At 65.9% G+C, this 23,958-nt stretch carries 22 protein-coding genes and 1 riboswitch; of the genes, 7 read left to right on the plus strand and 15 right to left on the minus strand.

The window, feature by feature from the left end; all coding sequences use genetic code 11:
• Nucleotides 1-65: 65 nt before the first annotated feature.
• Complete coding sequence (gene gcvT / locus G572_RS0121365) at nt 66-1,205, minus strand: glycine cleavage system aminomethyltransferase GcvT (RefSeq protein ID WP_029060203.1); 1,140 nt, start codon at nt 1,203-1,205, stop codon at nt 66-68.
• 181 nt (nt 1,206-1,386) lie between these two features.
• Nucleotides 1,387-1,477, minus strand: a riboswitch (glycine riboswitch).
• A 130-nt stretch (nt 1,478-1,607) separates the two neighbouring features.
• The gene (locus G572_RS25165; protein WP_051242893.1) at nt 1,608-2,225 is read right to left on the minus strand and encodes a hypothetical protein; all 618 of its coding nucleotides are present in this window, start codon (nt 2,223-2,225) and stop codon (nt 1,608-1,610) included.
• Nucleotides 2,226-2,446: 221 nt separating this feature from the next.
• Between G572_RS25165 and ispH the strand changes: the two genes are divergently transcribed.
• The 3 genes from ispH (at nt 2,447) to rnhA (ending at nt 4,970) form a co-directional block, all read left to right on the plus strand.
• Nucleotides 2,447-3,454 (plus strand): 4-hydroxy-3-methylbut-2-enyl diphosphate reductase, encoded by a 1,008-nt coding sequence (gene ispH, locus G572_RS0121375; protein WP_084650466.1) that lies wholly within the window; start codon nt 2,447-2,449, stop codon nt 3,452-3,454.
• Between the two features lie 95 nt (nt 3,455-3,549).
• Nucleotides 3,550-4,515, plus strand: coding sequence for a homoserine kinase (locus tag G572_RS0121380; RefSeq protein WP_029060205.1), 966 nt, complete (start codon nt 3,550-3,552; stop codon nt 4,513-4,515).
• Nucleotides 4,512-4,970: a ribonuclease HI gene (rnhA, locus tag G572_RS0121385; protein ID WP_029060206.1), complete on the plus strand. Its 459-nt coding sequence runs from the start codon at nt 4,512-4,514 to the stop codon at nt 4,968-4,970. Before G572_RS0121380 ends, rnhA begins: the two co-directional genes overlap by 4 nt.
• A 75-nt stretch (nt 4,971-5,045) precedes the next feature.
• Here the strand turns inward: rnhA and G572_RS0121390 are convergent, their stop codons facing one another.
• The 5 genes from G572_RS0121390 to G572_RS0121410 all read right to left on the minus strand — a co-directional run bounded on the left by G572_RS0121390 (nt 5,046) and on the right by G572_RS0121410 (nt 12,260).
• The gene (locus G572_RS0121390) at nt 5,046-7,925 is read right to left on the minus strand and encodes an EAL domain-containing protein (protein WP_029060207.1); all 2,880 of its coding nucleotides are present in this window, start codon (nt 7,923-7,925) and stop codon (nt 5,046-5,048) included.
• 64 nt (nt 7,926-7,989) lie between these two features.
• Nucleotides 7,990-8,676, minus strand: coding sequence for a GNAT family N-acetyltransferase (locus G572_RS25170; RefSeq protein ID WP_084650425.1), 687 nt, complete (start codon nt 8,674-8,676; stop codon nt 7,990-7,992).
• A 17-nt stretch (nt 8,677-8,693) separates the two neighbouring features.
• Complete coding sequence (locus tag G572_RS0121400) at nt 8,694-9,977, minus strand: M16 family metallopeptidase (RefSeq protein ID WP_029060208.1); 1,284 nt, start codon at nt 9,975-9,977, stop codon at nt 8,694-8,696.
• Complete coding sequence (gene thrC / locus G572_RS0121405) at nt 9,977-11,386, minus strand: threonine synthase (protein ID WP_029060209.1); 1,410 nt, start codon at nt 11,384-11,386, stop codon at nt 9,977-9,979. The genes G572_RS0121400 and thrC overlap by 1 nt, the downstream gene beginning before the upstream one ends.
• Before the next feature lie 286 nt (nt 11,387-11,672).
• On the minus strand, nt 11,673-12,260 hold the full coding sequence (locus G572_RS0121410; protein WP_245566269.1) for a YqgE/AlgH family protein: 588 nt from the start codon (nt 12,258-12,260) through the stop codon (nt 11,673-11,675).
• A 282-nt stretch (nt 12,261-12,542) separates the two neighbouring features.
• Between G572_RS0121410 and G572_RS25730 the strand changes: the two genes are divergently transcribed.
• Together G572_RS25730 and G572_RS0121420 are read left to right on the plus strand one after the other, a co-directional pair.
• Nucleotides 12,543-13,382, plus strand: coding sequence for a protein-disulfide reductase DsbD domain-containing protein (locus G572_RS25730; RefSeq protein ID WP_051242897.1), 840 nt, complete (start codon nt 12,543-12,545; stop codon nt 13,380-13,382).
• A 133-nt stretch (nt 13,383-13,515) separates the two neighbouring features.
• Nucleotides 13,516-14,001, plus strand: coding sequence for a peroxiredoxin (locus tag G572_RS0121420; RefSeq protein WP_029060211.1), 486 nt, complete (start codon nt 13,516-13,518; stop codon nt 13,999-14,001).
• Nucleotides 14,002-14,051: 50 nt separating this feature from the next.
• Here G572_RS0121420 and G572_RS0121425 read toward each other — a convergent pair whose 3' ends face one another.
• From G572_RS0121425 to coxB, 8 genes are all read right to left on the minus strand, one after another.
• Nucleotides 14,052-14,852 carry an SURF1 family protein gene (locus tag G572_RS0121425; protein ID WP_156884779.1) on the minus strand — a complete coding sequence of 267 codons (801 nt, stop codon included), beginning with the start codon at nt 14,850-14,852 and terminating at the stop codon, nt 14,052-14,054.
• Nucleotides 14,839-15,252 carry a DUF983 domain-containing protein gene (locus G572_RS0121430; protein ID WP_029060213.1) on the minus strand — a complete coding sequence of 138 codons (414 nt, stop codon included), beginning with the start codon at nt 15,250-15,252 and terminating at the stop codon, nt 14,839-14,841. The genes G572_RS0121425 and G572_RS0121430 overlap by 14 nt, the downstream gene beginning before the upstream one ends.
• Nucleotides 15,253-15,541: 289 nt before the next feature.
• On the minus strand, nt 15,542-16,402 hold the full coding sequence (locus G572_RS0121435; protein ID WP_029060214.1) for a cytochrome c oxidase subunit 3: 861 nt from the start codon (nt 16,400-16,402) through the stop codon (nt 15,542-15,544).
• A 54-nt stretch (nt 16,403-16,456) separates the two neighbouring features.
• A complete protein-coding gene (locus tag G572_RS0121440) occupies nt 16,457-17,110 on the minus strand; it encodes a cytochrome c oxidase assembly protein (protein ID WP_029060215.1) in 654 nt (217 codons plus the stop codon).
• Between the two features lie 13 nt (nt 17,111-17,123).
• Complete coding sequence (locus G572_RS26490) at nt 17,124-17,291, minus strand: hypothetical protein (RefSeq protein WP_169391353.1); 168 nt, start codon at nt 17,289-17,291, stop codon at nt 17,124-17,126.
• Nucleotides 17,288-18,238: a heme o synthase gene (locus tag G572_RS0121450; protein ID WP_029060216.1), complete on the minus strand. Its 951-nt coding sequence runs from the start codon at nt 18,236-18,238 to the stop codon at nt 17,288-17,290. The genes G572_RS26490 and G572_RS0121450 overlap by 4 nt, the downstream gene beginning before the upstream one ends.
• A gap of 196 nt (nt 18,239-18,434) precedes the next feature.
• Nucleotides 18,435-20,033, minus strand: coding sequence for a cytochrome c oxidase subunit I (gene ctaD / locus G572_RS0121455; protein ID WP_029060217.1), 1,599 nt, complete (start codon nt 20,031-20,033; stop codon nt 18,435-18,437).
• A gap of 104 nt (nt 20,034-20,137) precedes the next feature.
• Complete coding sequence (coxB, locus tag G572_RS0121460; RefSeq protein ID WP_037547559.1) at nt 20,138-21,028, minus strand: cytochrome c oxidase subunit II; 891 nt, start codon at nt 21,026-21,028, stop codon at nt 20,138-20,140.
• Between the two features lie 650 nt (nt 21,029-21,678).
• On the opposite strand from coxB, the gene G572_RS26735 reads away from it, so the two are divergent.
• Together G572_RS26735 and tldD are read left to right on the plus strand one after the other, a co-directional pair.
• On the plus strand, nt 21,679-22,161 hold the full coding sequence (locus G572_RS26735) for an invasion associated locus B family protein (protein WP_245566285.1): 483 nt from the start codon (nt 21,679-21,681) through the stop codon (nt 22,159-22,161).
• Nucleotides 22,162-22,404: 243 nt separating this feature from the next.
• Nucleotides 22,405-23,829 carry a metalloprotease TldD gene (gene tldD / locus G572_RS0121470; RefSeq protein WP_029060220.1) on the plus strand — a complete coding sequence of 475 codons (1,425 nt, stop codon included), beginning with the start codon at nt 22,405-22,407 and terminating at the stop codon, nt 23,827-23,829.
• Nucleotides 23,830-23,958 lie beyond the last annotated feature (129 nt).

Consider the following 23,958-nt stretch of genomic DNA (forward strand, 5'->3'; position numbering starts at 1 on the left):
CGATACGGACGCCGGGGCGTCCAGAGAGGGATGAAAGACGCGGGCAGGCGTCTGCGAAAGTCTGATCAGGCGGTCGGCTTGCGGTAATAGCGCTGCGGCACGAAAGGCATGTCGGCCACCGTCGCGGGAAGCTCGCGGTTGCGCACGACAAGGGTCAGCTTCGTGCCGGCGGCCGCGTTTTCCGGGTCGACATACCCCATGGCGATGGGGGCACCGAGCGTCGGGGAAAAACCGCCGGAGGTCAGTGTGCCGATGGTTTGCCCTTCGGCATTGCGGATCTCCGCGCCCTCGCGCGCCGGCGCCCGGCCCTCCAGCGTCAGGCCGACGCGCACCCGCGACGGTCCGTTCGCGAGTTCGTCCAGAATGCGTTTCGCGCCGGGAAAATCGCCCGCTTCCTTGCGCCGCTTCTGCAGCACGAAGGTGATGGCGCCTTCGACCGGCGAGGTGGTCTCGTCGATGTCGTGACCATAAAGGCAAAGCCCGGCTTCCAGGCGCAGCGAATCTCGCGCGCCGAGCCCGATGGGCGCGACCCGTTCGTCGGCGAGCAGCGCGCGGGCAATCGCCTCGGCGGCCCCGGCCGGCACGGAGAGCTCGTAGCCGTCCTCGCCGGTGTAGCCGGAGCGCGAGACATGCACGGCAATGCCGTCGAATTCCATGGAACGCGCCGCCATGAACGCCATCTCGGCGGCCTCGGGCGCGTGCGCCTTGAGCACATCGGCGGCCATCGGTCCCTGCAACGCGATCAGCGCACGGTCCTCGACCGGCTCGAGCTTGACGTTCCCGGGAAGGCTCGCCGCGATCATCTCGTAGTCGCCCGCCTTGCGCGAGGCATTGACCACGAGGAACAGACGGCCGTCGTTCTCGTCACCTTCCGGCCGGCTCACCATCAGGTCGTCGACGATGCCGCCGCTGTCATTCAGAAGCACGGTATAGCGCTGGCGACCCGGTTTCAGCGCCGCGATGGCGGAGGGCGTGATGCGTTCAAGCGCGGCCGCCGTCGTTTCGAAATCCGGCCCGACGAGCCACGCCTGACCCATGTGCGACACATCGAACAGACCGGCCTTCTCGCGCGTGTGGGCATGTTCGGCGATGATGCCGTCCGGATATTGCACCGGCATTTCGTAACCGGCGAAGGGCACAAGGCGCGCGCCAAGTTCCCGATGGAGATCGGTCAGCGGCGTCGACAGAAGGGGGGCGTCGGTCATGGGGCGTCCTGGCGCAAGAGGGAACGGTGACGCGAAAGCAAACGGCTCACACGCACCCCCTCTGTCCCGACGACCTGAGAGATTTCCCGCCCGCGCGCGTATCGCGCGCTCCTGTGGCGGTTACTCCTTCGGTGAGGCCGAACATGCCGCAAGGCGTGCGCGTCCTGCTTTCCAGAGCGTTGCTCGACCGGCGGTCCTTTTGCCTGAGAGTTTCCGGGGCGGTTGCTCCTTCGGCGCCGGTGCCCTGCACCGACCTCTCCCGCAAGTCGTTTCGGCTTTCCCCGGCGGACGGTCCTTCGACCCTCCCGACCGGGAGAAAACCTGCGGCGCACAACGAAAACGCCGCATCAATCCCTTGCAGTCATTGTCGGCACTCCGACTCGGACTGTCAATCACCGCAACCTATTGCCGCCGTTTGCGGCCGTCGTCCAGCGCTATTTCGAGTTTCACCGAACCGGACTGGGGCACGACAAGGTTCTGTTCCACCAGTGCCCATTGTTCGGCCGGCGCGCCGGCGCCGAGCGTTACGGGGACGGTCAGCGTGGTTGCGGCCGGCTTGCGGCGCTTGCCGTCGCCCGCATCATCGAGCGACACGAAGGTCGCGCGGATGGGCAGGAAGATCTCGCCGCCCTTCCAGGCCGGGCCCGGGGTCACGCGACCGGAGACGCCGAGCGTCATCTTGACCTCGCCGCCCTCGCGGCGGCACTTGCGCGCCCATTTCTCCAAACTCGCCTGATACTCCAGGGCACGCGGATCGTCGTCCTTGCCGCGCAGCGACTTCGTGACGATGTAGCCGTTGTCCTCGACCTCGATCGCCGGGCAGGGCACATCCTGGCGGAACACGTCCGGATTGACGTCGACGGCGGACCGGCTCGCGGCATTGCCGGAGACGATCGTCTTGCCGACGTCGCCGCCGCCGAACACGCTGCCGCCGCCATCGCTGCCGCAGCCGGCAAGCACCAGCGCCATGAAAACAGCTGCGACAGATCCCGCCCCGCGCATCCCGACAGTCTTGTCCATATCCGTCTCTTCCAATTCAGGCCGTGTCCAGAAATCCCGACAGCGCCCGTCTATATCAGTCCGCCGCGGACTTGGCGAGACGCCCTTCCCCGCCGCGACAATGACCGGCTGCCGGCCGGCAACCCTTGACAGGTGCCAGGTGCGTCCCTCTATTGCCGGGAACCGGGTGCGCCGTCCAGATCCGCGCACCGCACGGGCAGACGAACAAAGGGAGGCCCGGCTTGGCTTCGACAACCAGCGATACGGCGGCATCCAACGAACCCGCGCAGACCCGCGCCCCCTTGCGCGTGCTGCTGTGCGCGCCGCGCGGCTTTTGCGCCGGTGTCGACCGCGCCGTGCAGATCGTCGAGCTGGCGCTGGAGCGCTTCGGCGCGCCCGTCTACGTCCGCCACGAGATCGTGCACAACAAATACGTGGTGGAAAGCCTCAAGACCAAGGGCGCCGTCTTCATCGAGGAACTGACCGAGATCCCCGACGCGGACGTCGAGCGGCCGGTGGTGTTTTCCGCGCATGGCGTCCCGAAATCCGTGCCCGCGGCCGCACAGGCCCGCAACATGTTCTATCTCGACGCCACCTGCCCGCTTGTCTCCAAGGTGCACAAGGAAGCCGAGATCCATCACCGTCGCGGCCGCGAGATCATCCTGATCGGCCATGCCGGCCATCCGGAGGTGATCGGCACCATGGGCCAGCTGCCCGACGGCGCCGTGCGCCTTGTCGAAACGGTGGAGGATGCCCGCGCCTATGAGCCGACCGGCGGCAAGCCACTCGCCTGGATCACCCAGACGACACTGTCGGTCGACGACACACGCGCCATTGTCGAGGTGCTCACCGGGCGCTTTCCCGAGATCGTCGCGCCGCACAAGGACGACATCTGCTACGCCACCACCAACCGGCAGGAAGCGGTCAAGGCCGTCGCGCCCGAGGTGGATGCGATGATCGTGGTGGGTGCGCCGAATTCCTCCAACTCGCAGCGCCTGCGCGAAGTTGCCGAGCGTGCCGGCTGTCCCTTCGCCGTTTTGGTGCAGCGCGCCTCCGACATTCCCTGGGAGCGGTTCTCCGGGCTTTCGAGCCTCGGCATCACGGCAGGCGCCTCCGCGCCTGAGGTGCTGGTGGAAGAAATCATCGGCGCCTTTGCCGACCGCTACGAGGTGGCGGTGGAAAGCGTGCGCACGGCGGAGGAAACCATCGCCTTCAACCTGCCGCGCGCCCTGCGCGAGGCCGCGGAGTAACACCCCGGCGGACGACCGACCCCCATCAGCCCCGGAGGCCGTCGCGCCAGCTGCCGACGCCCATCGCGTTTTCCGACGAGAAGAAACAAGACCAAATGGCAGTTTACACGGATGTGTCCGACGAGGAGCTCGCCGCCTTCGTCGCGGGTTACGACATCGGCGGCGTGCTTGCGTGCAAAGGCATCGCGGAAGGCGTGGAGAATTCCAATTTCCTGCTCCACACGGAGGCAGGCTACTTCATCCTGACGCTTTACGAAAAGCGCGTCGACCCCGCCGACCTGCCCTTCTTCATCGAGCTTATGCGCCATCTCGCCGACAAGGGCATCTCCTGCCCGACCCCGGTCGCCGCGCGCGACGGTATGATGCTCGGCCAACTTGCCGGGCGGCCGGCGGCGATCATCTCGTTCCTCGACGGCATGTGGGTGCGCCGGCCGAAGCGCGACCATTGCGCGGCACTTGGAGAGGCGCTGGCGAACTTTCATCTCGCAGGCAAGGATTTCGCGCTCACCCGTCCCAACACATTGTCGGTGGAAAGCTGGCGGCCTCTCCTGGCCGATTCCATCGACCAGGCCGACACGATCAGCGAAGGGCTCGCCGATGAACTCACCGCCGAGCTCGATCATCTGGAAGCGAATTGGCCGCGCGACCTGCCGGGCGGCGTGATCCATGCGGATCTCTTTCCCGACAACGTCTTCTTCCTCGGCGACCGGCTGTCGGGCCTGATCGATTTCTATTTCGCCTGCAACGACGCCTTCGCCTATGACGTGGCGATCTGCCTCAATGCCTGGTGTTTCGAGCCGGACATGTCGTTCAACGTGACCAAGGCACGCGCGCTGCTCAATGCCTACCGGGCGGTGCGTCCCTTCACGCAGGCCGAATTCGACGCGCTGCCGCTGCTGGCGCGCGGCGCGGCGCTGCGCTTCCTTTTGACCCGCCTGCACGACTGGCTGCGCGTTCCCGAAGGCGCGCTGGTGACACCGAAGGACCCGATGGAATACCTGAAAAAACTGCGCGTCCACCAGAGCGTTTCCACCGCCAGCGACTACGGCCTGACCGGATGAGCGACGTGAGCGACACCGCCTCCCGCGTGACGATCTACACCGATGGCGCCTGCTCGGGAAATCCCGGACCCGGCGGCTGGGGGGCCCTGATGCGCTTTGGCGCGCATGAGCGCGAATTGTGCGGCGGTGCCGCTCAGACCACCAACAACCGCATGGAACTGACGGCGGCAATCGAGGCGCTGAACGCTCTGAAACGGTCCTGCGCGGTGGATCTACACACCGACAGCACCTATGTGCGCGACGGCATCACCAAGTGGCTGCACAACTGGAAGCGCAACAACTGGAAGACCGCCGACAAGAAACCGGTGAAAAACGCGGAACTCTGGCAGGAACTGGACGAGGCCCGCAAGCGCCACGAGGTCGTCTGGCACTGGGTCAAGGGTCACGCCGGCCACGACGACAACGAACGCGCCGACGAGCTCGCGCGCCGCGGCATGGCGCCCTTCAAGGGCTGACGGACCGGCCGTGCGGCGGCCGGACAGCCATGTGATCGCAAAGACGATCGAGATGATTGTCGCAGCGCCCGCGCGTCAGGCGCTGAGCGCTTCCATTTCCGCCTGAAGCAGCTTCGTTGCCTCGGAGGCCTCCATCGGCTGACCGTAGAGGAACCCTTGCGCGAATTCGCAGCCGAGCTGATGCAGCTCCAGCGAATCCGACTCCGTCTCGGCCCCTTCCGCCACCACCTGCATGCCGAGGTCGTGTCCGAGCGCGATGATCGAGCGCAGGATCACGGGCCGCGCACTGCGCCCGTTCGGCCGCACGAAGGACTGGTCGACCTTGATGGTGTCGAAGCGGAAGCGCTGCAGGTAGCTCAGCGAGGAATAGCCGGTGCCGAAGTCGTCGAGCGACAGGCCGGCGCCGAGCGCACGCAGCCGCTCCAGCATGCGCGCGGAATATTCCGGATTGGCCATCACCACGGATTCGGTGAGTTCCAGCTTCAGCGTTCCCGGTGCGAGCGAGGAGCGCGACAGCACCTGCTTGACGTCATTGATCAGGTCGTGGCGCAGGAGCTGGAGCGAGGAGACGTTGACGCTGATGAAATGGGGAACAGGGACCCGGAATTTCGACTGCCATTCCGACAGTTGCCGCGCGGAGCGGTCGAGCACGAAGAGGCCCAACTCGTTGATCAGGCCCGACTGCTCGGCAATCGGAATGAATTCGGTCGGCGAGATCGCCCCGCGGCGCGGATGGTTCCAGCGCGCCAGCACCTCAAAGCCGGCAATGGAGCGGTCCGCCAGACGCACGATCGGCTGGTAGAAGACGGTGATCCCGTCGGTGTTGAGCGCCTTGCGCAGATCCGCCTCCAGCTCCACCCGGCTGGCCCCGCTCGACTGCAGCGAGGGACGGAACACCTCGACACGGTCCCCGCCCATGCGCTTGGCATGGTTCATCGCCATGTCGGCCTCGCGCATCATTGCCGGTGCGCCGACGTCGCTGTCGTCGCCCTCGTAGATGGCAATGCCCACCGATGAGGTCAGGAAGACCTCCTGGTCGCCGAAGGTGATCGGCGAGCGCACGGCCCGGCGGATCGCATCGGCGAAAGCGGCGACCCGGTCGGCGGATTGCTCGGACAGCAACAACAACCCGTAGGTATCGCCGCTCAGCCGGGCGAGTGCATCCTGCGGCTTGAGCTGGCGCGAGATCCGGCGTGCGACCGTCAGCAGGATGCTGTCGCCGGCCGACAGGCCGATGGAATCATTGACCTGCTTGAAGCGGTCGAGATCGATCATCAGGATCGAGGGCCGCGCGAGGCCCTCCGCGCGGGCCCTGGCAAGCGCCGCCTGCAACCGGTCGAGGAAAAGCTCGCGGTTCGGCAGGCCGGTCAGATTGTCGTGCACCGCGTCATGCAGCAGCCGCTCCTCGGTCACCTTCTGCTCGGTGATGTCGAGCAGCGTGCCGACGCAACGGATGACCTCCCCGTCGGAGCCGATGATCGGACGCGCGCGCAGGCGGAACCAGCGGTAATGGCCGTCCTCGGAGCGCAGGCGGAAGGCCTGCGAGATCCGGCCCCGGCGCTGGTCGATCACCGCGTCCAGCGTGCCGCGGAAAGTGTCGCGGTCCTGCGGGTGCAGGATGTCGAGCCAGTCGCGCGCCGGACCTTCCAGAAGGCCCTGCTTGAGGCCGAGCAGTTCTTCCACCTCGTTGCCGGTGGAAATGCGGTCGCGGTCGATGTCCCAGTCCCAGATGATGTCGCCGCAGCCCGTCAGCGCCAGCGCGCGCCGCTCGACGTCGGAAATCAGCCCCTGGGCAATGGCGCCGCCGGCGAAAGCATGCTGCATCACCGTAAAGCCGATCAGGAGCACGACGAGCACGAGCCCGCCGGCAAGCGCCGGCTGCACGATGTCGTTGGCGAGCGCGCCGGTGACCGTCATCCCCGCGCCGACGAGCCAGGACAGGAGCAGGACCCATGTGGGCACCAGCATGATCGCCCGGTCGTAGCCCTGGACCACCAGCGCGATGATGATCGCAAAGCCGAGCACGCCGATGATGCCGAGCGAGATGCGCGCGATGCCGGCGGCGACCGAGGGGTCCCAGACAGCAACCCCCAGAAGCCCGAGGACGAGAATCAGCGTCGCCAGCGCCAGATGGCTGTAGCGGATGTGCCAGCGGTTCAGGTTGAGATAGGCATAAAGGAAGATGATCAGGCTTGCGGCCAGCGCAACCTCCGCGCAGGCGCGGTAAAGCTGCTCGTTGCCGGGAGTGATCTGCAGCACCTTGTTCCAGAAGCCGAAGTCGATGGTCAGATAGGCAAGCACCGACCATGCAAGCGTCGCGGTCGCCGGGAACATGATCGTTCCCTTGACCACGAAGAGGATGGTCAGGAACAGCGCCAGAAGTCCGGAAATACCGAGGATGATGCCGCGATAGAGCGTATAGGCATTCACCGTGTCCTTGTAGACATCCGGCTCCCACAGGCGGATCTGCGGCAGGGTCTCGGTTCTCAGTTCCACGACATAGGTGACGACCGCGCCCGGATCCAGCGTGACCAGAAAGACGTCCGCCTCCTGGCTCGACTGGCGTTCCGGGGCGATCCCCTGGCTCGGCGTGATCGAGGCGATGCGCGACGCGCCGAGGTCCGGCCAGATCAACCGCGAGCCGACAAGCTGGAAGAAGGGCGCAACGATCAGCCGGTCGATCTGCTCGTCGCCGGGGTTCGACAGCGCGAAGACCGCCCAGCTGGTGTTTTCGTCGTCGCGGGAGTTCACCTCGATGCGGCGCACGATCCCGTCGGCGCCGGGCGCCGTCGACACCTGCAGGCTCGCTCCCGTGCCGGAATAGAGATCGACGGCCGACGTCAGGTCGATGGCGTCGGCGTTTGCGGGCACCTCGACAGCCTCCAGCGCGGCGACCGGAGCCAGGGTGGCAAGCCACGCGGACAGCACGAGGAGGAAAACTTTCAGGAAACGCAACCGTATTACCCGCTGAGATTTTGCCTTAACGATGTCGCGGACACATATCGGCATCCGGACCATGTCACAAGATTTCTTTCTGGCCGTCTGGCTGGCCGGAACTGCCCGCACCCTGCCCCCGCCAGACCGGCGAGAGCCGGGCTTCAACCTCGCGACCGTCCATGAACGGGTCGGGATCGCTGGAGAGGCGCGCGAACAGCACATGATCCTGCCAGTCACCTGCGATGCGCAGGTAGCGGCGGGCGAAGCCTTCGACCTGAAATCCGGCCTTTTCAAGGAGACGGCGCGACGGCGCATTGTGAGGAAGGCAGGCCGCCTCGATCCTGTGGAGCGCGAGATCGCCGAAGGCAAAGGCGACCACCGTGCGCACGGCCGCGCTCATGTACCCCCGGCCCGCATGGGGAGCGCCCATCCAGTAGCCGAGCACGCAGGTCTGCGCGACGCCCCGGCGCAGGTTCGACAGGGTGACGCCGCCGATCAATGCATTGTCACAGGCACGGAAGATGAAGAACGGATAGGTGCGGTCGTCGCGGATCTCGCGGGCATAGCGGCGCAGGCGGCGGCGATAGGCAGCGCGGGTCAGTTCGTCGCGCGCCCACATTGGCTCCCAGGGCTGGAGAAATCCCCGGCTTTCCTCGCGCAGACGCGCCCAGTCGGCATGGTCATGCGGCGCCGGTGCGCGCAGGCGAACGCCGTCGCCGACGAGAACGCGCGCCGCTTCATGTCCTCCGAGCCCCCGCAGAAACGACATGGCGGCCTCCGTTTCGTTCAGGCGCCGACGGCCCGCGCCAACCGGTGCCCAAGGCTTTGTGCAACGTCGTCGGCGCTGAGGACGACACTGGCCGGCCCCACCGTCGACAGGGTCGGTACAGTGGCGAAGGTCGTGGCCGCCACCCGCTTGAGACAATCGAGCGTCACCTTGTCGATCCGTTTCTGGATCTCCTCAAGCGACATGACATGGTCGTGGATCATCAACTGCCGGGCGATCTGCCCGGCCCGCGCGGCGGGGCTTTCCAGCGACATCATCAGGCCGGCGCGGATCTGCGCCTTGGCGCGGTCGAGGTCGTCCTGGGCGATGCCGGCGGCCGCGCCCGCAAGCTCCTCCATCAGCGCCGGGAAGAGCTTTGCCACATCCTCCTCGCCCGTCGCCGCGTGGATGGCGAAGACGCCGGTGTCGCGAAACGCCCAGTGGAAGGAATAGATCGCGTAGCAAAGGCCGAGCCGCTCGCGGATTTCCTGGAACAGGCGCGACGACATGCCCCCGCCCATCACGGACGCCAGAACCTGCACCGCGTAATAGTCCGGCGCCTTGTAGGGCTGGCCTTCGAAGCCGAGCACGAGCTGAACTTCCATCAGGTCGCGCTCGATGCGACCGGTGCCCCCGGTGTAATGGGCCGGCGCGAGATCGGGCGAGGCCTTGGACGACAGGCCGGAAAAGCGGTCACGGGCAAGCTCCACCAGCGCATCGTGGTCGACCGCGCCGGCCGCCGCCAGCACCATGTTGTCAGCCCGGTAGTGGTCGGCCAGATAGGTGCGAAGATCGTCCGGCGTGAAGCTCATCACCGTTTCGCGCGTGCCGAGGATCGGCCGCCCGATGGCCTGGCGCGCCCAGGCGGTCTCCTGGAACTGGTCGAAGACCTTGTCGTCGGGCGTGTCGTGCGCCGCGCCGAGCTCCTGGAGAATGACGTGTTTTTCGCGCGCCAGCTCTTCTTCGTCGAAGGCGGAGTTCTGCAGGATGTCGGCGATCATGTCGACAGCGAGCGGCACGTCCTCGGCCAGCACGCGGGCATGGTAATTGGTGTGCTCGACGCTGGTCGCGGCGTTAAGTTCACCCCCGACCGCCTCGATCTCCTCGGCGATGCGCCGCGCCGAGCGGGTCGCCGTGCCCTTGAAGGCCATGTGTTCAAGCAGATGGGTGATGCCGTTCTGCTCCGGCCGTTCAGAGCGCGACCCCGCCTCGACCCAGACCCCCAGTGCGGCGGTGCGCAAGTGGGGCATCGTGTCCGTCACGACCCTCAGGCCGTTTTCGAGCCGGGTCGTGCGTACATTCATCAGCCAACCTCCAGTCCGACCGCGCGGGCCGTGGACAGAATATGTGCCTCGACGCTTTCGCGCGTCGCATCGAGGCGTTCGAAACGTTCCGGCGCCTGCATCATCGGCGCGAGCGACGGTGGCAGCGCGGGGCGCACGCCGCAGGCCGCCTCCACCGCGTCCGGGAATTTCGCCGGATGCGCGGTCGCCAGCACCACCATCGGCGCCTCTCCGGCCGATTGCCGCTCGGCAACATGCACGCCAATCGCGGTGTGAGGGTCGAGCAGGTAGCCGCTCTCCTCAAGCGTCCGCGCGATGGTCGCGGAGATCTCCGCCTCGCTGGCGCGCCCGGCATCGAAGGTCTCGCGGATCGCCTCCAGCCCCGGCCCGGCAAGGGTGAAACCTCCCGACTGCCCGAGGCGGGCCATCAGCCGGCGGATCTCGCCGCCGTCGCGCCCGTGCACCTCGAACAGAAGCCGCTCGAAGTTCGAGGAGATCTGGATGTCCATCGACGGCGCGATGGTCGGCATCACGCCGCGCGTCTCGTAAGCACCGCTTTCCAGCGTGCGGGTGAGAATGTCGTTGGAATTGGTGGCGATCACCAGCCGTTCGATCGGCAGGCCCATTTGCGCGGCAACGAAGCCTGCGAAGATATCGCCGAAATTCCCCGTCGGCACGGTGAAGGACACCGGACGATGCGGCGCGCCGAGCGCGGCGCCGGCTACGAAGTAGTAGACGACCTGGGCAACGATGCGGGCCCAGTTGATCGAGTTGACACCAGCAAGCTGCACCTGGTCGCGGAAGGCGGCATGGGTGAACATGCCCTTCACGATGGTCTGGCAGTCGTCGAAGGTGCCAGACAGGGCCAGCGTGTGGACATTGTCCTCCGTCGGCGTCGTCATCTGGCGGCGCTGGACGTCGGAAACGCGCCCGTCGGGAAAGAGAATGAAGATGTCGGTGCGCGCGCGCCCGCGGAAGGCCTCGATGGCCGCGCCGCCGGTGTCGCCCGACGTCGCGCCGACGATGGTGGCGCGCTGGCCGCGTTCGGCGAGCACATGGTCCATCAGCCGCCCGAGCAGCTGCATGGCGACATCCTTGAAGGCAAGCGTCGGGCCGTGGAACAGTTCCATCACGAAGCGGTTCGGCGCCAGCTGAACCAGCGGCGTCACCGCCGGATGGCGGAATTCGGCATAGGCCTCGCGGATCATCCGCGACAGGGTCGCGCGGTCGATGTCGTCGCCCACAAACGGCGCGATCACCGCCTCGGCGACCTCAGCATACGGCTTGCCGGCAAAGCCCGCGATGGTCTCGCGCGACAGAACCGGCCAGGATTTCGGCACATAGAGCCCGCCGTCGGCAGCAAGCCCGGTCAGAAGAACATCTGCAAAGCCCAGCTCAGGAGCCTCGCCCCTCGTACTGACATATTTCACGGTGGCGACGTCCTTCCAGTTCGATCGTCCAGGGCGGCCCATATGCGCCTCGCGCACCACCCTCCGCCACGGAAGACCGGCCCGCTGTCACCCGGCCGTTGCGGCGCGGTGTGTTGTGATCCGCAGCCGACGGACGGCGGATCGTCGCTTGACGTTTGTTGGTCCCGGCTCCCCGGCGCGCGGATGCCCCTGCCTTCGGTGACGAGGGGTGAGCGCGGGCGAACCATCGCGCACACTATCGCCCCGGCCCGGAACGGGCAAGCGCGTTGGCCGTCGGAATGAAGGCTCAGGCGTGGCCGGCTTCGCTCGACAGCATCCCGGGGCTGATGCCCAGTTTGGCGAGCGCACGGTCCCATTTGCTATCGACCGCGCCATCGAACAGGATCGCGCTGTCCGCCGGGGCGATGATCCAGCCGTTTTCCTGGATCTCCGTTTCCAGTTGTCCCGCGCCCCAGCCGGCATAGCCGAGCGCCAGCATGGCCTCGCTCGGGCCGCGGCCTTCGGCAATGGCGCGCAGGATGTCGAGCGTCGCCGTCAGGCAGATGCCGTCCTGGATGAGCATCGTGGAATTGTCGATGATGAAATCCTGCGAATGCAGGACGAAGCCGCGCCCGGTCTCCACCGGGCCGCCACGATGCACCTGCATGCGCGTCGCCAGGTTCGGAAGCACGATGTCCTCGCCCTCCGGAATGAGGTCCAGCTGACGCAGGAGGTCGGGAAAGGTCAGGTTCGCGGCAGGCTGATTTACGACGATTCCCATCGCACCGTCGGCCGAATGCGAACACAGATAGATGACGGCATGCGCGAACCGCTCGTCCTCCATCTGCGGCATGGCAATCAAAAGCCGTCCCGTCAGAAAATCACTGTCCGCCATTTCGTCCCGCGTCACATTCATCCATCGCAAGTCCGAGCGCCATCCACCGCAAGTCCGACCGTGCCGGCCATCCATCGCAAGTCCGACCTCGCCGGCGCAGGTTTCGACACATGTTATTGTACGCTGCCTCCGGGCGAATGTTAACCGCTCGCATAACGACGGAGCTTCGACGCGTCCGCACTTGGGCGGGCGAACACGCGAAATTGGCCGGCGACACGGTGGACCGATGCGGCTTTTTCCGGCAACAGTGGAAGAGATCGATCTCGTCAGGACCAGAACCCAATGACCTTCGTTCGTCGCCTGTTTTCGATGCTCGCCTTCATCGCGGTCGCCACCGCCGCCAACGCAGCCGAAACCGACTGGCAAATCGTGACGGGCGGCAAGATCCGGATGATCGCCATCGGCGCGCCCGGCGCGCCGGAGCGCACCGATGCAGCACTCGAAATCGTCCTGGAGCCCGGCTGGTACACCTATTGGCGTTTTCCGGGAGAGGCCGGCCTCCCGACGATGGCCGACTTCGGCCGCTCTTCGGGCATCGCAGGGGCGCGGCTCTCCTACCCTGCCCCGAAACGCTACGACGACGGCACTTCCACCTCGATCATCTACAAGAACCGCGTGGTCCTGCCGATCGATTTCCGGCTGGAAGAGACGGACGGCACGGCGACACTTGCCGCCGACGTCCTGTTCGGGGTGTGCAGCGACATCTGCGTTCCGGCGGAGGCATCGCTGTCGCTGGACGTTCCGCCGGTGGCCGACACCTTGCCGCACCGCATGGCCATCACCAGCGCGCGCCTCGCCACGCCGAAGCCGCAAGGCGACACGCCGCCGCGCATCTCCCGCGTGAAGGCCGGACCGGCGGATGAAAACGGGGAACGCACACTGACGGTCGAGGTCGCACTGGCGGGCGGAAACCTCGATGCCGACCTTTTCGCACAAGGCGCGGACGGCTCTTACAACGAGGTGCCGCGCCTCGTCGAGCGCGACGGAACGCGCGCCGTCTACGCCCTGTCCACGCATGGCCTCGCCCGCACCGACGACGGGCGCCCCTTGCGGCTGGTGCTGGTCAATGGCGCTGGCGCCATCCACCATGACGTCGACGCCGACACGCTGGATCCACGCTGAGACGGTTTGTGCCACCGCCTCGACGCGAACCGACACCGCACTCGACGGGGAGCGGATCGCACCCTATGTGAGGGGTGCTGCCCGGTGCTGCCGGCAGCGCCATGACATTCCCGCATCAATCCGGAGATTTTCAATGACCATCAAGGCTGGGGACAAGCTTCCCGACGCGACGTTCAAGATCATGACCGCCGACGGGCCGGCCGAAACAACCACGGCGGAGCTGTTTTCCGGAAAGACCGTCGTCCTGTTTGCGGTGCCGGGTGCCTTCACGCCGACCTGTCACCTCAACCACCTGCCGGGCTTCGTCGAGCATGCCGACACGATCCGCGCCAAGGGCGTCGACGACATTGCCGTCGTCTCGGTCAACGATGTGTTCGTGATGGACGCCTGGGCCAAGGCCAGCAGCGGCGCCGGCAAGATCCATTTCCTCGCCGACGGCAGCGCGGACTTCACCAAGGCCCTGGGCCTCGAACTCGATGCCTCCGGCTTCGGCATGGGCGTGCGCTCAAAGCGTTACTCGATGATCGTCGAAGACGGTGTGGTCAAGACGCTCAACGTCGAGGACACACCGGGCACCGCCGAGGCCTCCGGCGCGGCCGAGATCCTCAACCAGCTCTGATCTGCAGCGCCCGGCGCATTGCGCCGGGCGCCATTCGCCGCCGCGCTGGCTCAGTCGCGTCCGCGCCGGATTTCACCGCGCGCATACGCGAAAAAAACCGCCAGAAGCACAAACGCCAGCCCGTACCAGGTCACCACATATTGCAGGTGATTATTGGTGAAGCTGACGATGGTCTCTCCCGCCTGCGGCAGGCCCGAGGCCGGCGTATGACGCGCCCTTGCATCGATCGTGTAGGGGGCCACGGGCGTATCCGATCCCGTGACACCGAGCGCAGCCGCCATCTCGCGGGCATCGCGCACGAACCAGATGCCGTTCGAAGCCTCCAGCGTGAACATGTTGCCGCGCTCGTCGCGACGCCACAAACCGGTGAGCGTGACCTCCCCGTCAGGCGGCGCACTGTCCGCGCGCGTGTCCGGCAGTCTGCGGCCATCGGGCACGAAACCGCGATTGACCATCACCACGAAACCGTCCTCGGTCCGGAACGGCGCATAGACGAAATAGCCCGGGCCGCCCACCGGTCCGCGCGCATCGCTGAGGGCGATATAGTAGTAGACCTCGCCGTCGAGATAGCGCCCGCGCACCTCGACCGGACGATAGTCCCAGGCATCGGTTTCCAGCGCCGGCCAGTCATCCGGCCCCGGAGCGGCGACCGGTGCGGCATCGATCCGCGTTTCGACTCGTTCGATCAGGGCGAGCTTCCAGTTCAGCCGGGCCACCTGCCAGGAGCCGAGAGTCAGCAGGATCGCAAAGGCGGCCGCCGTCGCCAGCACCGGCCAGATCAGGCGGCGGGCAAGCGAACGGGCGGGTTTTCCAGACGTCTCGTCCGATGTGCGCGGATTATCGGTCGTCAAGACGGGCCTCCTCGGCACTGTGGCGGTACTGCTGGGCGATCATCAGTCCCTTGAGCGGCCGCAACATGCCAAGCCCCAGAATCAGCGTCAGCGGGAGCCAGAGAACCATGTGCAGCCAGATCGGCGGCATGTAGGCAACCTCGATCACCAGCGCCAGACCGACGACGATGAAACCGACGATCATGATGATGAACACAGCCGGCCCGTCTCCGCTGTCGGCGAATTCGAAGGGCAGACCGCAATTGGAACAGGCCGGCCGGACCGTCAGGAAGCCGTCGAACAAGCGGCCCTGACCGCAGCGCGGGCACCGCCCGCGCAGGCCTGTGCGCAAGATGGCCTGTTCGGGGAACTGCGCCTGGTCGACGACTGTGGCCGCCTTTTCGGTTTCGGTTTCGGTCATGGCGTTTGCCTTTCCAGCACAAGTCGTCCCGCCCCGGCCCGACGGGACCCGTGGTCAACGCGCCCGGCGCCTGACGGTTGCCGCAAATCGCCCCAACGCGCGTGTTGCGGCCTGATGATGGCTGGAGACGGATTTGTCCAGCCGACAGATTGATGCAGGGGCCCCTTCCGGAAAACACTCCGTCCCGATTTCAATCCGGCAAAACGAAACGTCCGCGACGGTGGGAACCGCCGCGGACGCTGAAGCTTCGGGTGGGTGGCGCGCCCGGGCGGGCACGCGCAGGCCCGCGTCAGTGCGAGGGACCGGCGGCCCACACGTAAATCGACACAAAGAGGAACAACCACACCACGTCGACGAAATGCCAGTACCAGGCCGCCGCCTCGAAGCCGAAGTGCTTTTGCGGCGTGAACTGGCCCATCGAGGCCCGGATCAGGCAGACCAGCAGGAAGATGGTGCCGACGATCACGTGGAAGCCGTGGAAACCGGTCGCCATGTAGAAGGTCGCGCCGTAGATCGAGCCGGAGAAGGCGAAGGCTGCATGGCTGTACTCATAGGCCTGCACGAAGGAGAACAGAACGCCGAGCAGCACGGTGAGCGTCAGGCCCCACTTCAGGCCCTCGCGGTCGTTGTGCAGCAATGCGTGATGCGCCCAGGTGACCGTGGTGCCCGAGGTCAAAAGGATCAGCGTGTTGAGCAGCGGCAGGTGCCAGGGATCGAAGGTCGCAATGCCCTCGGGCGGCCAGACACCGCCGGTCGCCTCGACCCGGGCGAATTGCGCCGCGTCGTTTGTGAAAAGCGAGGCGTCGAAGAAAGCCCAGAACCAGGCCACGAAGAACATGACTTCCGAGGCGATGAACAGCAGCATGCCGTAGCGCAGGTGCAGCTGAACAACCGGCGTGTGGTCACCGGCAAGCGACTCGCGCACCGTGTCGCGCCACCAGCCATACATCACGTAGAGAACGATCAGCGTTCCGACGGCAAAGATGCCCCAGCCGGCGAGATTGACGCCGAACAAAAGAAAGTCCTTGTCCTGCACGTATTTGAACAGGCCGATCGCCCCGAGCGCCATGACGAAGGCGCCGACGCCGCCAAGAAACGGCCAGGGGCTCGGATCGACAAGATGGTAGTCGTGGTTCTTGGCGTGCGCCATGGGTGTCTCCCCCGATCTTTCAACGGTTGCCGCGCGTTTCGCGGGCTTGCAAAGTTATAGGTTGTCGCGGTTTGCCGACGTTTCCGCCCGCGCCGCTACGGGTGTTTCCGGCTCTCTCGCCGGGAAGAACGTATAGGAGAGCGTGATCTCCTTGATGTGCTTCAGCGCCGGGTCCTTGTCCATGTCCGGATCGATGAAGAACACCACCGGCATGTCGATGCTTTCGCCCGAGGCCAGCGGCTGCTCGGTGAAGCAGAAGCAGTCGATCTTGTTGAAATAGGCGCCCGCCTCGAAAGGCGTTACGTTGAAGGTCGACGTTCCGACCGTGGTCGCCGCACCTTCGTTCGTCGCCGCATAGGCCATCTGTGTGGTCTCGCCCATCTTGAGCGTGACGGTCCGCACCTGGGGACCGAACTTCCAGGGCAGCGCCGAATTGACGTTGCCGTCGAAGCGAACCGTGATCTCGCGGTCGATGACCTCGCCGTAGGAAGCGTCGGCGCGCTGCGTCGTGCCGCCGTAGCCGGTCACCTGGCAAAAGAGCTCATAGAGCGGCACCGCCGCATAGGCCATGCCCGTCATCGCGACGACGCCGCCCAAGACAGCGATTGCAACACGGCGATTGGACCGCTGCAGGCGGCTGTCGCTGCTCGCGTGGGACGCGGGCTGCGCGCCACTTTGCTGCGAGGTCGAATCAGATTCGCGCGTCATGTCGCTCACCTCCTCAATACATGCCCTTGTCGAGAACACCGGGTCCCATCTTGACCAGCGTCACGAGGTAGAAAAGCACCACAAGCCCCGCGAGCGCGAGACCGATGGCGATGGATCGTCCACGCTGGCGCCGCTTCTGGTCGTCGCTCAGGCGAATGCCGTCCTTGTCGTCGTTGCTCATGCGAGACTTCCCGTAACGAGAGACGCAACCACGCTATCGCCGAGCAGCAGGGCGAACACGAGGAAGAGGTAGAGCAGCGAGAACTTGAAGAGCTGCACCGCGGCGTTGCGTGCCGCATCGCCCTCGCGCTCGCGAAACACCTTGACCGCGTACCAGACGAAGGCCGCGCCGAGAACGCCCGCGACCGCGCCATAGACCGGCGAGGCGAACCCAAGCAGCGCCGGCGCGACGCCGACAGGCGCAAGCAGAAGGGAATAGGCCAGGATCTGGCGGCGGGTCGCATCCTCACCGGCCACGACCGGCAACATCGGGATGCGTGCGCTTTCGTAGTCGCCGCGCTTGAACAGCGACAGCGCCCAGAAATGCGGCGGCGTCCACATGAAGATGATCAGGAACAGCACGACGCTTTCAAGCGAGGCGCTTCCGGTGACGGCCGCCCAGCCGATCATCGGAGGAAACGCGCCGGCGGCCCCGCCGATAACGATGTTTTGCGGCGTCGCCCGTTTCAGCCACATCGTGTAGATCACGGCATAGAAGAAGATGGTGAAGGCGAGAAAACCGGCGGCAAACCAGTTCACCGCAAGCCCGAGCACCAGAACGGAAAAGGCCGAAAGCGTCAGGCCGAAGACCAGCGCTTCGTGCGCGGTCACCTTGCCGGCTGGAACGGGACGGCCCTTGGTCCGCGACATGACGGCGTCGATGTCGGCGTCGTACCACATGTTCAAAGCGCCCGAGGCGCCGGCGCCGATGGCAATGCACAGGATCGCAACGGCGCCCAGGACCGGATGGATCCCGCCCGGGGCGATCAGCATGCCGACGAAGGCGGTGAAGATGACGAGCGACATCACCCGCGGCTTCAACAGCGCGATGTAATCGCCGACCTCGCCCTGGCCTCCACCGAAGCCGGTTTCGTCAAGCGTCGTGTCCTGGATTTCGGCAAGCGACATCAAGCAGGTCTTTCACGTTCATGGCCCGGCACGCAGCCCGGCCCTTTCGGCACGTTCGCGGTCCGGAACCGGTCCGGATCCGTTCGGCTGGCGGTTGCAGGCGTTGCGGCGACAGGGCCGGCTCGCGATCCGCCGGACGATGACCGCGCCGGCACGGGGCCGGCGCGGTCCACTCTTCAAGAAACCGTGGCGCGCCTCAGCGGATGCGCGGCAGGGTCTCGAACTGGTGGTACGGCGGGGGCGAGGACAGCGTCCACTCCAGCGTCGTCGCACCTTCGCCCCACGGATTGTCGCCCGCGACGCGCTTCTTCGTGAAGGCTTCGGCGATGCCCACCAGGAACACCAGGACCGCAAAGGCCGAGATGTAGGACCCGTAGGAGGAGACCGCGTTCCAGCCCGCCATCGCATCGGGATAGTCGACATAGCGACGCGGCATGCCGGCGAGCCCGAGGAAGTGCTGCGGGAAGAACACCAGGTTCACGCCCACGAAGGTGATCCAGAAATGGGCCTTGCCGATCGTCTCGTTGTACATGTAGCCGAACATTTTCGGGAACCAGTAGTACCAGGCTCCGAAGATGCCGAACACGGCGCCGAGCGACAGCACGTAGTGGAAGTGCGCCACGACGTAATAGGTGTCGTGCATCGCCCGGTCGAGACCGGCGTTGGCGAGCTGCACGCCCGTGACGCCGCCGATGGTGAACAGGATGATGAAACCCACGGCCCAAAGCATCGGCGTCTTGAAGGAAATCGACCCCTGCCACATGGTGGCGATCCAGGAGAAGATCTTCACGCCGGTCGGGACCGCGATGACCATCGTCGCCGCGACGAAATAGGCCTGCGTGTCCACGTCGAGACCGACGGTGTACATGTGGTGGGCCCAGACGATGAAGCCGACGACGCCGATCGCGACCATGGCGTAGGCCATGCCGAGATAGCCGAAGATCGGCTTGCGGGCGAAGGTGGAAATGATGTGACTGACGATGCCGAAGGCCGGCAGGATCATGATGTACACTTCCGGGTGACCGAAGAACCAGAACAGATGCTGGAACAGGATCGGATCACCGCCACCGGCCGGATCGAAGAAGGCCGTTCCGAAGTTGCGGTCGGTCAGGAGCATGGTGATGCCGCCGGCGAGAACCGGGAGCGACAGGACCAGCAGGAAGGCCGTCACCAGCACGGACCAGGCGAAGAGCGGCATCTTGTGCAGCGTCATGCCCGGCGCGCGCATGTTGAAGATCGTGGTGATGAAATTGATCGCACCAAGGATCGACGAGGCGCCGGCAATGTGCAGCGACAGGATCGCGAGATCCATCGCCGGTCCCGGCTGGCCGGAGGTCGACAGCGGCGGATAGATCGTCCAGCCACCCCCGACGCCGTTGGCGCCCGGAGGCCCCTCCACGAAAAGGGACAGCAGCAGCAGCACGAACGCCGGCGGCAGCAGCCAGAACGAGATGTTGTTCATCCGCGGGAAGGCCATGTCCGGCGCGCCGATCATGATCGGCACGAAGAAGTTGGCGAACCCGCCGATCAGCGCCGGCATCACCATGAAGAAGATCATGATCAGGCCATGCGAGGTGGTGAACACATTGAACATGTGCGCGTCGGAGAAAATCTGCATCCCCGGCGCCTGCAGTTCCATGCGGATGCCGACACTGAGCGCGCCGCCGATGATGCCGGCGATGATCGCGAAGATCAGATACAGAACGCCGATATCCTTGTGGTTGGTCGAATAGACCCAGCGCGTCCATCCGGTCGGATGGTCATGGTCGCCTTGCGCGTGCGCTGCATAGGCCATCTTCCAGCTCCCTCTTTCACAGTCGCCCGACCGGGACAGTCACCGCGGTCGGATCTCGGCCACAGGCGTCATGGCCTGCGGAATTGCGGTTCGGCGGCGCGCGATCAGCGCGCCGCGACATCCAGTTTGCCTTCGCCGGCATCGGCGGTCTCGGCGGCGGCGTTGATCGACGCCATCAGCTGCTCGTTGGCGACATCGACGTCGTCCTTGGCGGCTTCCGCCCACGCCTGGTACTGCTCTTCCTCGACCACGCGAATGGCGATCGGCATGAAGGCATGGTCCTTGCCGCAAAGCTCCGAACACTGGCCATAATAGATGCCGGTCTTCTCGGCCTTGAACCAGGTCTCGTTCAAACGCCCCGGAACGGCGTCCATCTTCACGCCGAAGGCCGGCAGGGCGAAGGAATGCAGCACGTCGGCGGCGGTGACCTGCACACGAACGACCTTGTTCACCGGAACGACCATCTCGTAGTCGACGGCGAGAAGCCGCGGGAACTCTTCCGCCGGACGGTCGAACTGGGCGGCCTTTTCGGCGCGACCCTCATTGTCGAGCATGTAGGAATCGAGAATCACGTCCTCCATGCCCTCGTCGGCGTAGGCATAGCTCCAGGCCCACTGCAGGCCGGTCGCCTTCACGGTCATGTCGTATTCCGGAATCTCGACCTGTTTGTACAGCAGACGGAAGGAGGGAATCGAGATCATGACCAGGATCAGGATCGGCGCCAGCGTCCACACCACTTCGATCATGGTGTTGTGCGACGTGCGCGACGGTGTCGGATTGGCCCGCTTGTTGAAACGGAAGACGCACCACAGCAACAGCGCCACAACGAACAGCGTGATCACCGTGACGATCACCAGCGTGAAGTTGTTGAACCAGGTGATGTCGTCCATCACGCTCGTGACCGAGGGCTGGAAGCCCATCTGCCACTCGGTGGGCTGCGCAGCGAACGCGCCGCCGGCAAATCCGCTGAGCGCGGCGATCGCCGCGCCGATCATCGTCAGACGCTTGACCAACTGTGTCACGTCCGGTCTCCCTTCCTGACCCGACCTTCAGGTGAGGTCCGGGTCGATTTTCATCATTCACTCGAGAACCGCCGGCGCCCCGCGCCCCGGTCCGTGACCATGCCACTCATATGGCGGCGGGCCGAAAGTCCGCCTCGCCCAGCGTTCAAGACACTGCCGGGAACTCTACTCCGAGCGGTACATACCGCGCGAGGTCCCGTCCCGAGGAGCGGCAAATGGCCGCATTCGCGCTTGATCGAGGTCAAAGTCGGCTTGAAAAACCACAAGCCGCCGCGTTGCGCAATGGACTCCTTTCATGAATGACAAAATTCACGCCCAATTGCCAATGTTGCCCCTGCGCAACAGCAGAAAAACCGCGCCCTGCGCGCCCCTCAGACGCGGACCTGCCGCCATCGTCACCGTTTCGCCTTGAATTCCGCATTTCAAGGGTTGAAAACCGAAGGGAGCGCCGCGCCGTGCGAATCAACACAGGATCGTGCGGTCCCCAACGTTCATGCAGCCATGCCGCGCGAAGCGGACCACCGCCGCGGGCGGGCGGCGTGCCTGTAACCAGAAGTCTTGCCGCAGAAACCGGAGCCCAGCCTGTGCCTTTCAGATCGAACCCGCTTCTCCGCGCCCTTGCGATCGCCGGCGTCGTTCTCGCCCATGTCGCGGGCTCCGGCACCACGGCAATCGCGCAGGGCGCCGTGCGCTCCGTCCATGGTGACTGGCAAATGCGCTGCGACACGCCGGCCGGCGCCCAGGAAGAGCAATGCGCTCTCATCCAGAACGTGACGGCGGACGACCGCGAGAACGTCGGCCTGTCGGTCATCGTTCTCAAGACCGCCGACAAGGAATCGCGCCTGCTGCGCGTTCTCGCCCCGCTTGGCGTGCTGTTGCCTATGGGCCTCGGACTGCGTGTCGACAACGCCGATGTCGGCCGCGCCGGCTTCGTACGCTGCCTGCCGAACGGCTGCATCGTCGAAGTGGTGATGCAGGACGACCTGATCCAGAAAATGCAGCAGGGCCAGGCCGCGACCTTCGTGATCTTCCAGACACCGGAAGAAGGCATCGGCATTCCGATCTCGCTGAACGGCTTTTCCGACGGCTTCGCCGCGCTTCCCTGAAGCGCGGCCCGGGCTGGCGCCGCCGCGCGTCTCCCAAGGCGCGGCCTGAGCTGCGCCGCCGCGTGTCCCCCAAGGCGCGGCCTGAGCTGCGCCGCCGCGTGTCCCCCAAGGCACAGCCCGTTGCCCCGATCTGACGGACCGACAGGCCACAGCCGGTCCTGCCGGGCTCCGCAAGGCTGGGCAGACGGCACCATTGCGCCTATCTTCCCCACGAGATCGCAGCCACAACCGAAAGCCGACATCATGACCGATACCGACATCGACCTGCTCGCGACCGGAGATCTCGGCGAGGCGACCGCCCGCGCCATGCTGGGCGAGGCGCTGACGGGCGCCGACGACGGCGAGTTGTTCCTCGAGTACCGCCAGACCGAGGGCCTCGTGTTCGACAACGGCCGCCTCAAGGCCGCGAACTACGACACCTCGCAGGGCTTCGGGCTGCGCGCGGTTGCGGGTGAAGCCGCCGGCTACGCCCATTCCGGCGAAATCTCGCAGGCAGCCCTTGCCCGTGCCGCGGATGCCGTCAGGGCCGTCGCCTCGGGACACTCCGGCACCTATGCGGCCGCACCACAGCGCACCAACGCAAAGCTCTACAGCGACGTGAACCCGCTGGCACAGCCCGACTTCGCCGACAAGGTCGCGCTGATGCAGACCGTCGACGCCTATGCCCGCGCCCGCGATCCCAAGGTGCGGCAGGTCACCGTTTCGCTCGCCTCCTCCTGGCAGGTGGTCGACATCCTGCGCGCCGACGGCCACCGGGTGCGCGACATCCGCCCGCTGGTGCGCTTCAACGTTTCGGTCGTCGCCGGCGACGGCACGCGTCAGGAATCCGGCTCCTACGGTTTCGGCGGGCGCGACAGCGTCGGCGCCTATGTGACCGACGAAAGCTGGAAACACGCCGTCGACGAGGCGCTGCGCCAGGCGCTGGTCAACCTGGAGGCGATCCCGGCGCCGGCCGGCAGTTTCGACGTGGTGCTCGGCAACGGCTGGCCCGGCATTCTCCTGCACGAGGCCGTCGGCCACGGCCTTGAGGGCGACTTCAACCGCAAGAAGACCTCCGCCTTCGCCGGCCTGATGGGCCAGCGCGTCGCCTCGAAAGGCGTCACCATCGTCGACGACGGCACCATCGGCGGGCGGCGCGGGTCGCTCACCATCGACGACGAGGGCACGCCGACAAGCCGCACCGTGCTGATCGAGGACGGCATCCTCACCGGCTACATGCAGGACCGCCAGAACGCCCGGCTCATGGGCACCACCTCCACCGGCAACGGCCGGCGGCAGTCCTTCGCCCATATCCCGATGCCGCGCATGACCAACACGGTGATGCTCGCCGGCGACCGCGACCCGGGCGAGATCCTGGAAGGCGTCAAGGACGGGATCTATGCCGTCTCCTTCGGCGGCGGCCAGGTCGACATCACCTCCGGCAAGTTCGTCTTCTCCTGCACCGAAGCCTACAAGATCGAGGGCGGCAGGATCGGCGCACCGATCAAGGGCGCCATGCTGATCGGCAACGGCCCGGAAGCCATGACCCGCATTGCGGCGGTCGGCAACGACATGGCGCTCGATCCGGGCATCGGCACCTGCGGCAAACAGGGCCAGGGCGTCCCCGTCGGCGTCGGCCAGCCCTCGCTGCGCATCAACCAGATGACGGTCGGCGGAACGGCGGTGTGAGCCGCATGGCGCGACCCGCAATCGCAAGTCGTACAGTCGGAGACTACCCCCACAGACCGCCGTCATCCCGGACTTAATCCGGGATCCAAACCACGTCGACAAACGCACGAGCGTTGCAGGGGGGCACGG

Origin of the sequence: Stappia stellulata DSM 5886 (assembly GCF_000423705.1) — a bacterium.
Classification (GTDB): Bacteria; Pseudomonadota; Alphaproteobacteria; order Rhizobiales; family Stappiaceae; genus Stappia; species Stappia stellulata.

What these genes read in the sequence shown, in the direction of transcription:
- G572_RS26490 (WP_169391353.1), bottom strand. Translation starts at nt 17,291, where the DNA reads ATGAGCAACGACGACAAGGACGGCATTCGCCTGAGCGACGACCAGAAG.
- G572_RS0121380 (WP_029060205.1), top strand. Translation starts at nt 3,550, where the DNA reads ATGGCAGTTTACACGGATGTGTCCGACGAGGAGCTCGCCGCCTTCGTC.
- G572_RS0121410 (WP_245566269.1), bottom strand. Translation starts at nt 12,260, where the DNA reads ATGGCGGACAGTGATTTTCTGACGGGACGGCTTTTGATTGCCATGCCG.
- G572_RS25730 (WP_051242897.1), top strand. Translation starts at nt 12,543, where the DNA reads ATGACCTTCGTTCGTCGCCTGTTTTCGATGCTCGCCTTCATCGCGGTC.
- G572_RS25170 (WP_084650425.1), bottom strand. Translation starts at nt 8,676, where the DNA reads ATGTCGTTTCTGCGGGGGCTCGGAGGACATGAAGCGGCGCGCGTTCTC.
- G572_RS0121435 (WP_029060214.1), bottom strand. Translation starts at nt 16,402, where the DNA reads ATGGCGCACGCCAAGAACCACGACTACCATCTTGTCGATCCGAGCCCC.
- ctaD (WP_029060217.1), bottom strand. Translation starts at nt 20,033, where the DNA reads ATGGCCTATGCAGCGCACGCGCAAGGCGACCATGACCATCCGACCGGA.
- G572_RS0121440 (WP_029060215.1), bottom strand. Translation starts at nt 17,110, where the DNA reads ATGACGCGCGAATCTGATTCGACCTCGCAGCAAAGTGGCGCGCAGCCC.
- coxB (WP_037547559.1), bottom strand. Translation starts at nt 21,028, where the DNA reads ATGATCGGCGCGGCGATCGCCGCGCTCAGCGGATTTGCCGGCGGCGCG.
- G572_RS25165 (WP_051242893.1), bottom strand. Translation starts at nt 2,225, where the DNA reads ATGGACAAGACTGTCGGGATGCGCGGGGCGGGATCTGTCGCAGCTGTT.
- G572_RS0121420 (WP_029060211.1), top strand. Translation starts at nt 13,516, where the DNA reads ATGACCATCAAGGCTGGGGACAAGCTTCCCGACGCGACGTTCAAGATC.
- rnhA (WP_029060206.1), top strand. Translation starts at nt 4,512, where the DNA reads ATGAGCGACGTGAGCGACACCGCCTCCCGCGTGACGATCTACACCGAT.
- tldD (WP_029060220.1), top strand. Translation starts at nt 22,405, where the DNA reads ATGACCGATACCGACATCGACCTGCTCGCGACCGGAGATCTCGGCGAG.
- gcvT (WP_029060203.1), bottom strand. Translation starts at nt 1,205, where the DNA reads ATGACCGACGCCCCCCTTCTGTCGACGCCGCTGACCGATCTCCATCGG.
- G572_RS0121430 (WP_029060213.1), bottom strand. Translation starts at nt 15,252, where the DNA reads ATGACCGAAACCGAAACCGAAAAGGCGGCCACAGTCGTCGACCAGGCG.
- G572_RS0121450 (WP_029060216.1), bottom strand. Translation starts at nt 18,238, where the DNA reads ATGTCGCTTGCCGAAATCCAGGACACGACGCTTGACGAAACCGGCTTC.
- G572_RS0121400 (WP_029060208.1), bottom strand. Translation starts at nt 9,977, where the DNA reads ATGAATGTACGCACGACCCGGCTCGAAAACGGCCTGAGGGTCGTGACG.